Source organism: uncultured Allobaculum sp., assembly GCF_948576815.1.
Lineage (GTDB): Bacteria > Bacillota_I > Bacilli_A > Erysipelotrichales > Erysipelotrichaceae > Allobaculum > Allobaculum fili.
On the sequence record NZ_CAPAEZ010000068.1, the window covers coordinates 1 to 14,266 of the forward strand.

Sequence of the window (14,266 nt, forward strand, 5' to 3'; positions counted from 1 at the left end):
GGCCAAATGTTTCAACTACCAAAAAAGGAATTTACACAAAATTTTTGACATCCCCGCGATGCCGGCTGGACCGACGAAAAAAACGCCTGATACGAAATCAGTCCGACGCTCATTGTGCCAACGGAGAGAAACAAGCCTGAGACAGTAAGCGCAGCGAAATAAGGTCCGATCCACGAACGGGATGAGACAGATCGGAAATAACGCCAGGCACAAGAGGAATTCCGTCTGTTGATGGATGCATTCGGAAAATACAAAATGGATCCAGTCCGAAGATCGAAATTGAACAGACGGCTTTTCCTGGATACCGGAATCAGCAATCTGAACAGCACTTCCCGTCTGTTCGAACCGACCAAACAGGAATGAGACAGACCAGAAGATCGGCAATGGAAACGGCCGATCTTTTTCTTTGGTTTTGAGAAGGATGTTCCGGGCACAGGCGAGTCTTTCGGACTGTCGTCTTTCCCATTTTCTTCAAAAAAGAAGCGCAGGCCGGCTGCGCTTCTTTTTATTAAAATGATCTTTATTTGCTATTCGAACAATTTTGTATCCTTTGTGTGAAATTATATGATCCGCTTTCAAATGCAGTATTCATGTCGCATGGAGTATGGCTTCATGATATGATTTGCGTCGTATCGATGAATGAATATTAAATTATATTATAATACTTAGAATACGAAGTGATTGCGACTTGTTTACGCAAGTTCAATTCAAATACAGCGATTTATAGGAGAAATGATATGAAAAAGAACAAATTTTTACAACTTGCTCTGAGTACCTCTATGATCCTTAGCACCGCTGCAATGACCCTCTCTCCGGTTCAGGCGTTTGCTCAGGAAGAGGAAATGACTCAGATGGAAAGTTTCACCCTGTCGGAAAACAGCCAGGCTGACATCAACGAAACGCTTTCGGAAGAAGAAAAAATGATTCTGGCCAGTGACCTTCCTGCGACATACCGCGAAGGTACCGACGTAAACTGCGATCTGACGATCGATACGCTAGTAGACGGCACCCCGATGGACTCCCTGCTCTATCAGCCAGGTAAAGGTCAGAGTCAGGTGCAGATCGGCGGCGATCTGGACATGACCGACGTATGGAACAGCTACAGAACCTTCCGTCTGGCGTACATCATGGCCAACAGCAAACCTCAGTTTTACACAAAATCCCTCAAGGGAAGCTACACCTATACGTTCCAGATCAATCCGGAAATCGTATCGGTAAACGAAGACATTCTCTGCGACACATCGGCATGGCAGAAGGTATTTGAAGAAGGAAGCGACGCAGCTGCCGAAGGCTTCTTCAAGTTCATGAAATGTACCCAGGCTTCTTATGATGCGACGACCGGTACAATCACCGTTCGCTTTGAAATCAACGAAAACGGAACAGGCAAAGTATCCTGCAAGACGCTCGATGACGACAAAACAACACAGCCGAAAACAATCCATGCCTACTCTCCAGAAGGCGCGCTCTTCATTAAGGACGAAAACTTCCAGAAAGGCGGTCAGGCGATTCTGAGCACCTCAACCTTCTACGGAAACATTGACCTGGATCCCTGGATGGCCTTGATCGTTCCGATTCGCTTCACCGGCGTAATTGACCAGACCGGTCTCGAACTGGACGTACCGTCCGGCAAAGTGGCTTTCCATGTAGAAAACGGTACCTGGGATGACGGTTCCGCCGATGCGAAAGTCGTAGAGATCGACATGGACATGGTGAAAACCAATGACGGCGCACACGCTGCTGGTACCCTCGATGCGTCTCTCATTCCAACCGGCATGGTTGCTCTCGAAGGCTTTGACCAGAGCAAAGGCCGCTGGACCGAAGAAATCAACACCGATGAAAACGGCATTGTTCTCTCCAATGAGGAATACGATGCTGCCTACACCTATACCTTCGACAAAACCGTGGATACCGGCGGAGAAGAAGAAGTTGGCCCAACGGTAAACCTCTACCGCGTTTACAACCCGAACACGGGCGAACACCTCTTTACTCAGGATGTCCGCGAGAAAAACTACCTGTCCGCGATCGGCTGGTATGATGAAGGTCTGGCCTGGGTTTCCCCGGAAACATCCAACGAACCGGTTTACCGTCTGTACAACCCGAACAACGGCGATCATCACTTCACGCTCGATGAGCAGGAAATGAACGTTCTTACCGATCTCGGCTGGAAATATGAAGGCATCGCCTGGTACTCCAACGCGCTTGGAAAAGGCGTACCTGTATTCCGTACATACAATCCGAACGCCGATCAGGCCGGCTCGCACCACTTCACAACAAGCCGCAAGGAAAATGTATTCCTCATTTCCAGCGGATGGCTCGGTGAAGGCGTTGCCTGGTGGGTTGTTGAATAATTCCAATCCATTTCCCATCCAGAATAAGCCAGCACAAAATCTTATTCAGATCAAAATAATGCCAAAGGCTGCCCGTGCATTCCTGCATGAACAGCCTTTTCTTATGCCTCTTTTCTTTTTGTCTTCCCTTTTCCCTTTCTTTTCTTCCCTTTCTTTTGCCTGTGCAAAGTTTCGACTGGCAGGTTTAGCCGATCGTCTTTACCGGTTTGGGAGGAAGCGTATAGTCCTGAATGCGATGTTCCATCCAGACGATGCCGTAGGAACGATCAAACTTGAACGCGCAGTTGTCAAAGCGGCCACACTCCTTAAATCCTCTGGCTTCATGAAAACGAACGCTGTCCAGATTCAGATACGGATCGTCCTTACAGGAAGGGATGGCAATACAGGCGTAAAAATTGATGAATCCAGCTTTGCGGCATTCTTCTTCGAGGGCCTCATAAAGTCTGGAGCCATACCCTTTGTGACGGGAATTTCGATCCAGATAAATGCTGGTTTCGACACTCCAGGCGTATGCCTGTCTTTCCTTAAATGGAGCGACATAGGCGTAGCCCATGATTTTGCCTTTCTCTTCTAGAACCAGATACGGATAGTGCTTCTGAATGGTTTCAATACGGTGTTCAAACTCTTCGAGGGTAGGTACATCCCACTCAAACGTAATCGCCGTGTTTTCCACATACGGTCTATAAATTTCCAGAAGTCTTCTGGCCTCTTCCTTTTTCGCAAATCGAATCGTATACATTGGCGTTTCTTAAGGTCTTAAGGGACTGTTTCCTTTCTATGGAGTTCTGTAAATATGCAGGATCCAGGATGATCCTCTCTTTCGTGTCCACTTTTCGGGGTACCGTCCGTGAAAGGACAACACAAAAGAGAAACTTTAGAAAATATAGTAGCGCGTTAAACGCCCCTCGAAAAAGGAAAACTCTTTTTGGACGGACACGAGATTGGATAATGTACAGGTTCAGACAATTCTGTCATTTTGCTTCGAGAGGATCGCCTGTTTTTGTGCAGCCGTTAAAATCAAAGACGAACACGGTTTAAGCCGGGTCCATATCCCTCTCGATTCGATTTCATACCCGGCAGGAAAGGAAAAACGATCCATGACAAAAACGTATCCCGTATGCGATCTGCACTGCGATACCATTCTCGCTTTGCGCGAACGCCGCGATCAGAATCAGGACGCCTCTCTGGCAAAAAACGATCTTTGCATCGATATTCAAAAACTTCGAAAAGGCGGCGTGGCGCTGCAGACGTTTGCGCTGTTTACTGATCGCGGCAACGGCCGTCAGCCCGAACACGAAGCGCTTCGTCTGCTGAACGAATTTCAGAAGCAGATGCACATACATCGTGCTTTTCTGCTTCCGATCTTTACCCGCAAGGATCTGGATGCTTTACAAAACTCTTCGAAAACTGGCGTTCTGCTTTCTCTGGAAGAAGGCGATGTGATGTTTCAGGATCTGGACCTGCTCGAATTCTGGCAGCGCATGGGCGTTCGGCTCATTGCGCTGACCTGGAACTATCCAAACGCGATCGGTCACCCCAACATTTCCTTTGCGGATCTTGCGGATGTCGATTACCGAAAACCGGCTCCCCTTTTTCGCGTAGAAACAGAAAAGGGACTGACCGAACACGGCAAACAGTTCGTTCACAAATGCGAAGAACTCGGCATTTTAATCGATGTCTCGCATCTTGGAGACAAGGCGTTCTGGGATGTGATGGAAATGGCCTCTAAACCCGTCCTTGCTTCTCATTCCAACTGTCGGGCGTTATGCGAAGTCAGCCGCAACCTCAGCGATGAGCAGATTCGCGCCATTGCCAAAACGGGCGGCGTGATCGGTCTCAATTTCTGTGCCGACTTTTTACGGGAAAACGATGAAGACCTCTCGCGGCTTGAAGACATGATTCGTCATCTTGAACATCTGCGGGCAGCCGGCGGAATTGACGTCTGCGCGATCGGTACAGATTTTGACGGCATTCACTCCAAAGTCGAAATTGAAGACGCTTCGCAGATGCAGAAGCTGGCGGACGCCTTAGAAAAAGCGGGCTGGAGTGAAGAAGACATTGCCAAAGTCATGGGCGAAAACGTTTTTCGCGTCCTGCAGCAGGTTCTTCCCGAGGATCTCTGAAAACCAGGAAATCTGTTTTTCCTTCTGCACGGCTAGAAATCGCTCGGACTGATACAATAGGTGTACAGTAAATTGTCTGTCTAAAGCAGCAGGAGGCCATCTTTTCCAGTCGGCTTTTGCCCGCGTTTGATCCTGTGCTTCTTTTCGAAACAGGAACTGCATTCGATGCTCTGCATCGGGATAGACGAATATTTAGAGGTGAATATCTGTGCAAATTTTCTGGTTTATTCTTTGTCTTATCATCGGCTATCTGCTGGGGTCCATTCCGTTCGCGCTGGTCATCGGAAAAGTCTTCTTCCATACCGATCTGCGTAAAAAAGGATCCGGCAATCCTGGCGGTACCAATGCGGGACGCGTTCTCGGCAAAAAGGTCGGCGTTCTCGTCATTTTCATGGATGCCTTAAAAGTTGTCGCTGCCATTGGCATCGGCGCCCTCGTTTCTCCGGCCTGCGCGCTGGTCAGCGGACTGGCCTGCTGCATCGGTCACTGCTATCCGATCTTTGCTCATTTCAAAGGCGGCAAGGCAGTCGCCAGCATGTACGGCTTCCTGTTTGGCATTTCCCTGTTTGTCTTCCATAACGGACTGTATTTCCTCATTCCGTTTCTGATGTTCTTCATCATTCTGTATTTATACAAATGGGTGTCCGTGGCTTCCATCTGTGCGGCACTCGCCAGTTCCCTGCAGATTCTTTCCATGAACTGGTCGACCAATTCGCAGGATCTGCTCCTGATCGCCGGGAGCTGGATGCTGACCGCGCTGATCATCTACCGGCACAAATCGAACATTCTTAAAGTTCGCGCCGGCAAGGAAAGCAAAGTAACTTGGATTTAACTCTCATCGATTTCTCATTTAGCCGGTCCTGGACCGGCTTTTTTCCGGACTAAACGTCTGTATATATTTGCAAGACGTGCCCGATCTACGTGTGAAACGAATTTTCCGGAAATTCTCCGCAGCCGCCGGCATTCCGGCAGCATTTCCCCGTGCATTGTATCCTGTAAAAAAGCGGCGGTTTCACGCTTTCCTAGGGAAAGTCGTATGGAACCGCCGCTTTCGCATGCGAGATCTGTATTACTAATTGCAAAAACAATCAGCTGAGTTCGAACATGCCGTTATACAGTCTGGCGTAAAAGCCGTTCTGTTCGAGCAATTCTTCATGGCTGCCGCGCTCAACGATTTTTCCCTGATCGAGCACGATAATGCAGTCGGCGTTGCGCACGGTCGACAGACGATGCGCAATCACAAACGTCGTTCGTCCATCCATCAGATGCTTCATGCCTTCTTCAATCTGTTTTTCCGTTCGGGTATCGATGCTCGATGTGGCTTCATCAAGAACGAGCACCGGCGGATCTACAATGGCTGCTCGCGCAATGGAAAGCAGCTGCCGCTGACCCTGGGAAAGGCTCGCTCCATCGGAGCTGATACGCGTATGGTAGCCTTCCGGCAGACGACGGATGAAGGAATCGGCATTCGCCAGTTTGGCTGCCTCGATGACTTCCTCATCGCTGGCGTTCAGACGGCCGTAGCGAATGTTATCGAGAATCGTTCCCGCAAACAGATGCGTATCCTGCAAAACCATGGCCATCGACCGGCGCAGATCGTCTTTGGCGATCAGTTTGATGTCGATGCCATCCAGCAAGATGCTTCCTTTGGAAATGTCATAAAAACGGTTGAGCAGGTTGGTAATCGTCGTTTTTCCGGCGCCAGTCGCACCGACTAAAGCAATCGTCTGACCGGGCTTGGCAAACAGCGAAACATCCTTAAGAATTTGCTTTTCCGGAACATATCCAAAATCGACATGACGAAATTGCACATCCCCGCGAAGAGGTACGCATTCCACGGAACCGTTCGGGCGCGGATGTTTCCACACCCAGTTTTTCTGCGGAATGGAACTTTCCATCCATTTGCCATTTTCGTCCTGAATTCCGTAAGCGAGGGTCACGTGTCCCTGATCGGCTTCCGGCGCAATGTCCATAAAATCAAAGATGCGCTCCGCACCCGAAAGGGCCGAAAGCAGAAGCGTTGCCTGGGAAACGAACTGGTTAATCGGTGCTGCTGCCTGCCGAACAAAGACAAGATAGCTGGCCAGCGAACCGACGTCCGCCTGACCCTGCAGAACCATGTAGCTGCCGGCAATCGCTACAATGGCGTAATTAATATAGGAAACAGAAACGATAAAGGGGACCATCGTCTGCGAATAGGACAGCGCCTTTTTCGAAGCCGCATAGAGATTCTTATCGTATTTCTTAAACTGCTCCATACTGGCGTCTTCATGATTGAATACTTTGATGACGCGAAGACCGTGGATGGCTTCCTGCGCAAAACCGTTCAGCGCGCCGATGTATTTCTGCTGGAAAGAGAAGTATTTCCGGCTCGTCTTGCTGGCGAGAAGAACGTACGCGAACATGAACAGGTAGAATACAGCGACGATCAGCGAAAGTTTCCAGTTGAGCACGAAAAGCAGAAGCAGCGTACCAAATGCCTGAATGAAGTTCTGAATCATGGATGCAAACGAGTTGTTGAGTGCATCGCTGACTGTATCGACATCCGAAGTGAAGCGCGCCATCAGATCGCCCTGTTTTATCGTATCGAATACGCGGATCGGCAGAGATTCCATATGGACAAACAGATCGTGCCGGATTTCCTTGACGACCTGCTGGGCGCCTTTGGCCATCAGCTGCGTATAGCCCCACGCACTGAGTACGCCGGTCAGATAAATGACGCCCATGATCACCAGAAGCCGGATCACGCCGTTCGTATTGCCCTCGCCGGCTGTATTGACGATCGGGCGAATCATATACGTTCCAGCCAGATTGGCCAGACCGGAAACGGTAACCAGAAGGCCGACCGCAAAAAACGTCAGCCGGTGATTGCCCATGTAGTTGAGTAGACGCCGAAAGACCGAACGACGGTTTCTGGGTCTGGATGCATTTGATTTACTGTTCATCCGGCTGACCTCCTCCCTGCTGGCTTTCATAAATTTCCCGGTAAATCGGGCTGGTTTTCAAAAGTTCGTCATGGGTGCCGGTCTGTACAATACGACCCTGATCCATGACCACGATCTGATCGCAGTGTGAAATTGAAGAGACGCGCTGTGCAATGATGATCTGCGTAAGCCCGTGAATCTCGGCAAGATTTTTACGAATGAGCGCATCCGTCTTCGTATCCACTGCCGAAGTCGAGTCATCAAAAATGAGAATTTTCGGCTTTTTCAGCAGCGCGCGGCCAATGCACAGACGCTGCTTCTGACCGCCGGACACGTTGACGCCGGCCTGGCCGAGTTCCATATCAAGACCGCCGGGCAGTCGGGCGATCAGTTCGCTGGCTCCAGCCTGATCGATCGCTTTCAGAATTTCGTCGTCGCTGGCGTTTGGATTGCCCCATTTCAGGTTGTCGCGAACCGTTCCGGAAAAGAGCGTGTTTTTCTGAAGAACCATGGCAACATCTTCGCGAAGCGCCTTCAAGTCCAGATCATGAACGTTTTCCTGACCGACTTTCAGAGTGCCGCTCGATACGTCATACAGTCGCGGAATGAGCATGGCCAGAGACGATTTGGCCGATCCGGTAGCTCCGATAATGCCGACCCGGCTTCCTGAAGGAATATGAAGCGTCACATCGCTCAGAACGTCTTCCCTGCCTTCTTTCGAATACTTGAAGCTGACGTTTTCAAAATCGATCGAACCGTCCTGAAGCAGCTTTCCCTGTTCGGGCGAGTGCATTGTAATCTTTTCGTCGAGCACTTCTTCAATGCGATGAATCGAAGCCGCGGAACGGGTCAGCAGCAGGAAGATATTGGACATCATGATAAAGGCATTCATGATCTGCAGAACGTAGGACATGATGCCGGTCAGCTGACCGACAGCCAGCATGCTTTGCACAATCATCATCGAACCGATGGCCAGCAAAACCAGAATCGTGATATACATCGAAGCCTGAAAGAGCGGCAGGTTCAAGAAGGCCAGATGGTTTGTCTTCTGCATTAAAGACGCCAGATCTTCGTTGACCCGGTCGAAACGGTCTGTTTCGTAATCCGCACGAACAAAGGATTTCACCAGACGAATGGCAATCAGGTTTTCTTCCACTGCCTCATTGAGCGCATCGACCGTCTTCTGAATGAACCGGTACTGCGGAGCGACTTTCGAAACGATCCAGATCAGCAGCAGAGCCATGATCGGCGAAACGATCAGATAGACGATGGACAGTTTCCAGCTGATGATAAAGCACATGATGATGCCGAGAATGAGCATCAGTGGACCGCGCGCGATCGGTCGAATGCCGTTGGTGATCGTATTTTGCAAAACCATGACATCGCTCGTCAGTCGGGTAATCAGTCCCGACGATTCAAAGCGGTCGATGTTTTCAAACGAAAACTTTTCGATCTGATCAAACTGCGCCTGTCGAATCTGGCTGGCGACCGTAGCCGCAGCCCGGGCTGCCGCTTTGGCATAGAGCAGACCAAAAAGAAGTGAACCCGCTGCACAAGCGAGCATCCCCAAACCGCGGCTGACAAAGATGGACGTATCCCGGTGCATCACGCCAATATCGATAATATCGGCCATCAAAACCGGGGTGATGACTTCAAGTAAAGTCTCGATGGCAACATAGATCACGGCGAGAATAAAATCTTTTCGCGCACTTCTTGTCAGTTTAAAAATCGCTGAACCATTCATCCTATCCCCTCTTTTCAGGCCGGTTATTCTGGCGCTCAGCATCCTTGTGCTCTGGATTTTTATCTTTTGCTTTTCGATGAAAAGCCGGAACCCGGCCGCTCATAATGTTTCTATTCTTATCTATTGTCTGCTGATTCCTGCCTGCTGACTCTTGCGTATACAGGTGTGCAGACGGTTATGCCGTTTTCTGAATTGTCAATCTGTCGGTGTACAGACTGACGATGTCCAGGACGGTGCGCTCGTTCCGCCTTCCGTCAATTTTTAAAAGCAGACTGTTTGTCAGCTGGAACCGCCAAAATACAGAACTGTATTTAGAATACGCAAGAACGGTAAGAAATTCGCTTTTCATTCCCTCAATTCGGTATTCCGCAGGCGGACAGGCCCTTTCTGAACAGGAGTTTTTGGAAGGCCGGGCTCGCCCCGTTTCCCTTGCCGCTTTTTTGAAGTATCTTCGGACGGAAAGGAAACGGCCTTCCGTTTTGATGAACAAAATGCAAAACCTTTTCAGAGTCTGTTCAATTCAGGCTATATGACCGTAATAAATATAGTAAGATTTAGTGTACGGTTCAGCCCCTGCTGAACTGCCCGTCAACTGGAGGAAAACATGAGTTACCAAATTCCGAGAGGAACGCAGGATATTTACGGAGAAGCAAGCTACTCCTGGCAGCAGCTCGAAACTTTATTCCGTCAGTTCTGTCTTCTTTACAACTTTGATGAAATTCGTACCCCGATCTTTGAACACACCAATGTCTTCAAGCGCGAAAACGATTCGAGCGACATGGTCAACAAAGAGATGTACACCTTTACTCTTCCCAATTCTTCGACGTCCCTGACTCTGCGTCCGGAAGGAACCGCAGGAGTCGTCCGTTCCTTTGTAGAAAACAAAATGTACGCTCTGCCGGATCTTCCGGTAAAGCTGTATTATATCGGCCCGATGCACCGTCATGAACGTCCGCAAAAAGGCCGTCTGCGTATTTTCAACCAGTTCGGTATCGAATCTCTTGGTCTGAAGAGCCCGTATTCGGACGTAGAAGCGATGGTTCTCGCCTACTCCATTCTGCGTTCCCTTGGCCTTGACCATATTACCATTCTGCTGAATACCCTTGGCGATGACGAATCCCGCTCGGCGTATCGAAGCGCTTTAAAAGAATACTTCGCACCATATGTCGATGATCTCTGTTCCGACTGCAAGCGCCGCTATGAACAGAATCCGCTCCGTCTTCTCGACTGCAAAGTCGATCACGACAAGGACTGCATGAAAAACGCGCCGTCCATGGCTGACTACCTCAACGAGGAAAGCCGCGAATACTTCAGGACGGTTACTGATCTGCTCGATGTAATGAACATTCCGTATCGTGTCGATCCTTCTCTGGTTCGCGGTCTCGACTACTACACGCATACTGTTTTTGAAATTGTCAGCGAATCGCCTTCCATGGGTGCCCAGGCTACGCTTCTTGCCGGCGGCCGCTACGACAACCTGATCCCCTATTTTGGCGGACCGGAAATGTCCGGCATCGGCTGGGCGCTTGGCGAAGAGCGCATTCTGCTCGCGCTGGAAGCGGAAGGCATTAAACTTGGCGAAAAGCCGCCTCTGGATGCGTACGTCATGGTTCTCAATCCGGAAGCCCGCAGCTATGCGTTTGAACTTCTGACCGAACTGCGCGCCAACGGATTCCGTTCTGACATGGACTTCATGGGCAAATCGTTCAAAGGGCAGTTTAAGGCTGCAGACCGCGCCCATGCCAAATTCACGCTGCTGATCGGCGAAGACGAAGCGAAAAACCGCACTGTTACGATTAAGAACGCGCAGACCCGCGAACAGACCAGTCTGAATGCGGATGAGCTGATCGACTTCATGGACAGTCAGTTCGAAGAAGGCGATGAGCACGGTCACGATCATCATCATGAGCACGATCATGACCATGACGAGCACGAAGCGCACGATCATCAGGACTAAGCTGACACTACCCGTCCTGACCTGAATCCATTTCCTTATCCAAAAACGGCATAACGCCTGCGAAATGCGTATAGAAAGTCTGAATCGCAGCCTCCCTTCCCGTTTTGCCGTCTATATTCCCTTTTCCAATTCCTTTAATTTTCAAATTCCTTTTGTTTTTTCCCTTTAAGGAGGTTATCTGATATGAATCGAAGCCATCACAACGGCGAGCTTCGTCTGGAGAACGAAAACACTCCAGTTGAACTTGTCGGCTGGGTTTCCAAAAAAAGAAACTTTGGAGCTATGAACTTTATCGACCTGCGCGACCGCTCCGGCATCGTGCAGCTCGTATTTGACGAAAGCTTCAACGATCGCCTGAAAGAAGTCCGTCAGGAATACGTTCTTCATGTAAAAGGCGTTGTAAAAGAACGCCAGGACAAGAACCCGGCGCTTCCTACGGGCGATATCGAAGTCATCGTTTCCGATTTTGAGATCGTCAACCCGGCAAAAGTTACGCCGCTGATCATTGCGGATGAAACCGACGCGCTCGAAGATACCCGTATGAAATACCGCTATCTCGACCTGCGCCGTCCCGTCATGCAGAAAAATCTCATGACGCGTGCAGCCATCGTCCGTTCCCTGCGTGAATTCCTCGATACCCATGATTTCGTCGAAATCGAGACGCCGGTTCTGGGCCGTTCGACACCAGAAGGCGCCCGTGACTTCCTCGTACCCTCCCGCGGGAAACCCGGTACGTTCTACGCCCTTCCGCAGTCGCCTCAGCTGTACAAGCAGCTGCTCATGATTTCCGGCATGGAGCGCTACTACCAGTTTGCCCGCTGCTTCCGCGACGAAGACCTGCGTGCAGACCGTCAGACCGACTTTACCCAGCTCGACATCGAAACGTCCTTCCTCGATGAAAATCAGATTCTGACGCTGACGGAAGCGATGGTGAAGAAACTGATGAAAGACGTCAAAGGCATCGATCTGCCGACCCCGTTTGAGCGAATCACCTGGGAAGATGCCATGAACCGTTACGGCATCGATAAACCGGACAACCGCTTTGGCATGGAACTGCAGGATTTCTCTGAAACGTTTAAGGGATCCGAATTTGTTCCGTTCCATAACGCCCTTGAAAACGGCGGCGTGATCAAAGGCATTACCGTAGAAGACTTCCAGCCTTCCAACAAGGAAATCAAGCGTCTGACCTCGGAAGCCCGCAAAAACGGCGCCAGCGGTCTGGTCGTTCTCAAATACAAAGACGGTGTCTTCTCCGGCTCCGCGGTTAAATCCCTCAAGGAAGAAGAACTGAATGCTTTAAAAGACGCATCCAGCGTACAAGACGGCGGCAGCGTTCTGCTTGTCAGCGATCCATGGCTCAAAGCCTGCACGGCCCTCGGTGCTCTGCGCAACGATATCGCTTCCGAAAAGGGTCTGAAGAAAAAAGACGAATTCTCCTTCCTGTGGGTTGTCGACTTCCCTATGTTTGAGTGGAGCGAACAGGAAAACCGCTGGGTTTCCCAGCATCACCCGTTCACGATGCCAAAACGCGAGGACATTCCTCTGCTGGACACCGATCCTGGCAAAGTCAAAACGAACGCGTACGACTGCGTACTGAACGGCTATGAACTCGGCGGCGGATCCATGCGTATTTATGAACAGGAACTGCAGGACAAAATCTTCGAAGTTCTCGGTTTTACCCCAGAACAGACCCAGCAGAAATTCGGCTTCTTCATCGATGCCTTCCAGTACGGAACACCTCCTCATGGCGGACTGGCTTTCGGTCTCGACCGTATCGCCATGCTGCTGTGCGGAACAGACTCCATTCGTGATGTCATCGCCTTCCCGAAAAACGCTTCCGCCCGCGACCCGATGTCCGATGCACCAAATACCGTCGATCCTCTCCAGCTTGATGAGCTCGAACTGGCGGTAAACGTAGAACCCAAAGAGCGTGAAGTTCTCGAAAGCCTGCGTGAAGGCACCCTTCCGCTTACCCTTTCCGACGGCAGCGTTGTAAACGTCTCCCTTGACGAAATCCGCGCCTGGAAAGAAAACCGCTAATCCCGATTCACGATAATTTTTCAAGAAATCCTCTGTATTAACGATCAGCTCAAAACGGCCGGTCTTCTGCAGTCTGTTTCCCTTTGGAAACGGCTGCAGAAAACCGGCCGTTTTTTGTACGTGAAAAATGATACAGATCTGTGGAAAACGCAATCGAAAATGCGAAGAAATCCAACAGATATTGCACGTCTGTCCTTCTTTGCCTATTCTGAATGAACAGAAACATTCCAATACAACGAGCATTGAAAACAGTTATCAATCCCAAGGAAGAAGACATCATTCCCTGATTTAGAAGCTTCTTTCTGGACCCGAGAAAAAAAACGGAGGTGCAGATCCTTATGAACCATTTCCAGCCCGATCCGCTGCATGACGGATCCAGTCCCGTGGACTGTTTTATCAGCTATCGCCGCGCTGACGGTTTTTTTGCGGCCAAAATGATTCGCGATCAGCTCGAATCTCTGGGAATTTCCTGTTTTCTCGATCTGGAAGAGTCCAAAGCAGGAAACATAAACAATCGAATCAAGAATGCTATTGCGAACTGTGAAAATTTTATTCTGATTCTTTCCCCTGCCGCTCTCGATCGCTGCGTTCATGAAGAAGACTGGGTCCGACAGGAAATTGAAGCCGCTATGGAATTGAAGAAGACTATTATACCCATTCAGCTGCACGGTTTTGTCTGGTCCAGTCAGCTGTCCTCGCTATTACCTCCTTCTCTGCAAACTCTTGAACAGCTAAATTCAGTTATCCTTTCGACAGAATATTTCGAAGCCTCCGTTGATCGTCTGGTAAGCTTTCTCCTTCTAGCTCCTGGAACAATTTCTCTAGGATTAAACATTGGCCAAAATGTTGCTGATTTTTTTAAGTATTCTCTGGATTCCTCTCAAAACGTCAGCGGTGTAGATATGGCCTTTCATGTCGGTTCTTACTGGTATCTAAATAATGAAAAGATCGACATTCTGCAGAAGCTAATGGAGCATCACATACCGGTACGAGTCATCATTCAGTCTGAATACACCTCGGAAGAGATCGTTCAGCATATGCGTAAACAAATGAAGTGGTACATCCCTTTAGAAGACTGTTTTTGTCAATTGAAAACTGGTCCAGTTGCGTAATTGAAAACTGGTCCACTT

9 protein-coding genes are annotated in these 14,266 nt (G+C 49.6%); 6 read left to right on the top strand and 3 right to left on the bottom strand.

All coding sequences use genetic code 11. The annotated features are described in order from the left end of the window. Positions 1-737 precede the first annotated feature (737 nt). Positions 738-2,348: a hypothetical protein gene (locus Q2J39_RS08925; RefSeq protein WP_288340225.1), complete on the top strand. Its 1,611-nt coding sequence runs from the start codon at positions 738-740 to the stop codon at positions 2,346-2,348. Positions 2,349-2,532: 184 nt separating this feature from the next. Here Q2J39_RS08925 and Q2J39_RS08930 read toward each other — a convergent pair whose 3' ends face one another. Next, positions 2,533-3,087, bottom strand: a complete 555-nt coding sequence (locus Q2J39_RS08930; RefSeq protein ID WP_230267879.1) for a GNAT family N-acetyltransferase — start codon at positions 3,085-3,087, stop codon at positions 2,533-2,535. A gap of 358 nt (positions 3,088-3,445) precedes the next feature. Between Q2J39_RS08930 and Q2J39_RS08935 the strand changes: the two genes are divergently transcribed. Next, positions 3,446-4,471, top strand: coding sequence for a dipeptidase (locus tag Q2J39_RS08935; protein ID WP_230267878.1), 1,026 nt, complete (start codon positions 3,446-3,448; stop codon positions 4,469-4,471). Positions 4,472-4,679: 208 nt separating this feature from the next. After that, positions 4,680-5,303: a glycerol-3-phosphate 1-O-acyltransferase PlsY gene (gene plsY / locus Q2J39_RS08940; protein WP_230267877.1), complete on the top strand. Its 624-nt coding sequence runs from the start codon at positions 4,680-4,682 to the stop codon at positions 5,301-5,303. Between the two features lie 256 nt (positions 5,304-5,559). Here plsY and Q2J39_RS08945 read toward each other — a convergent pair whose 3' ends face one another. Both Q2J39_RS08945 and Q2J39_RS08950 read right to left on the bottom strand, forming a co-directional pair. After that, a complete protein-coding gene (locus Q2J39_RS08945) occupies positions 5,560-7,416 on the bottom strand; it encodes an ABC transporter ATP-binding protein (RefSeq protein ID WP_288340221.1) in 1,857 nt (618 codons plus the stop codon). Continuing rightward, a complete protein-coding gene (locus Q2J39_RS08950; RefSeq protein WP_288340219.1) occupies positions 7,406-9,139 on the bottom strand; it encodes an ABC transporter ATP-binding protein in 1,734 nt (577 codons plus the stop codon). Before Q2J39_RS08950 ends, Q2J39_RS08945 begins: the two co-directional genes overlap by 11 nt. Before the next feature lie 604 nt (positions 9,140-9,743). On the opposite strand from Q2J39_RS08950, the gene hisS reads away from it, so the two are divergent. The 3 genes from hisS (at position 9,744) to Q2J39_RS08965 (ending at position 14,248) form a co-directional block, all read left to right on the top strand. Further along, the gene (gene hisS / locus Q2J39_RS08955; protein ID WP_230267874.1) at positions 9,744-11,096 is read left to right on the top strand and encodes a histidine--tRNA ligase; all 1,353 of its coding nucleotides are present in this window, start codon (positions 9,744-9,746) and stop codon (positions 11,094-11,096) included. 183 nt (positions 11,097-11,279) lie between these two features. Then, positions 11,280-13,136 carry an aspartate--tRNA ligase gene (gene aspS, locus Q2J39_RS08960; RefSeq protein ID WP_288340216.1) on the top strand — a complete coding sequence of 619 codons (1,857 nt, stop codon included), beginning with the start codon at positions 11,280-11,282 and terminating at the stop codon, positions 13,134-13,136. Positions 13,137-13,474: 338 nt separating this feature from the next. Beyond that, complete coding sequence (locus Q2J39_RS08965; protein WP_288340214.1) at positions 13,475-14,248, top strand: toll/interleukin-1 receptor domain-containing protein; 774 nt, start codon at positions 13,475-13,477, stop codon at positions 14,246-14,248. The last annotated feature ends 18 nt before the right edge of the window (positions 14,249-14,266 follow it).

Coding starts and splice junctions, on each gene's coding strand:
- Q2J39_RS08925 (WP_288340225.1), top strand. CDS start 738: ATGAAAAAGAACAAATTTTTACAACTTGCTCTGAGTACCTCTATGATC.
- Q2J39_RS08930 (WP_230267879.1), bottom strand. CDS start 3,087: ATGTATACGATTCGATTTGCGAAAAAGGAAGAGGCCAGAAGACTTCTG.
- Q2J39_RS08935 (WP_230267878.1), top strand. CDS start 3,446: ATGACAAAAACGTATCCCGTATGCGATCTGCACTGCGATACCATTCTC.
- Q2J39_RS08945 (WP_288340221.1), bottom strand. CDS start 7,416: ATGAACAGTAAATCAAATGCATCCAGACCCAGAAACCGTCGTTCGGTC.
- Q2J39_RS08950 (WP_288340219.1), bottom strand. CDS start 9,139: ATGAATGGTTCAGCGATTTTTAAACTGACAAGAAGTGCGCGAAAAGAT.
- hisS (WP_230267874.1), top strand. CDS start 9,744: ATGAGTTACCAAATTCCGAGAGGAACGCAGGATATTTACGGAGAAGCA.
- aspS (WP_288340216.1), top strand. CDS start 11,280: ATGAATCGAAGCCATCACAACGGCGAGCTTCGTCTGGAGAACGAAAAC.
- Q2J39_RS08965 (WP_288340214.1), top strand. CDS start 13,475: ATGAACCATTTCCAGCCCGATCCGCTGCATGACGGATCCAGTCCCGTG.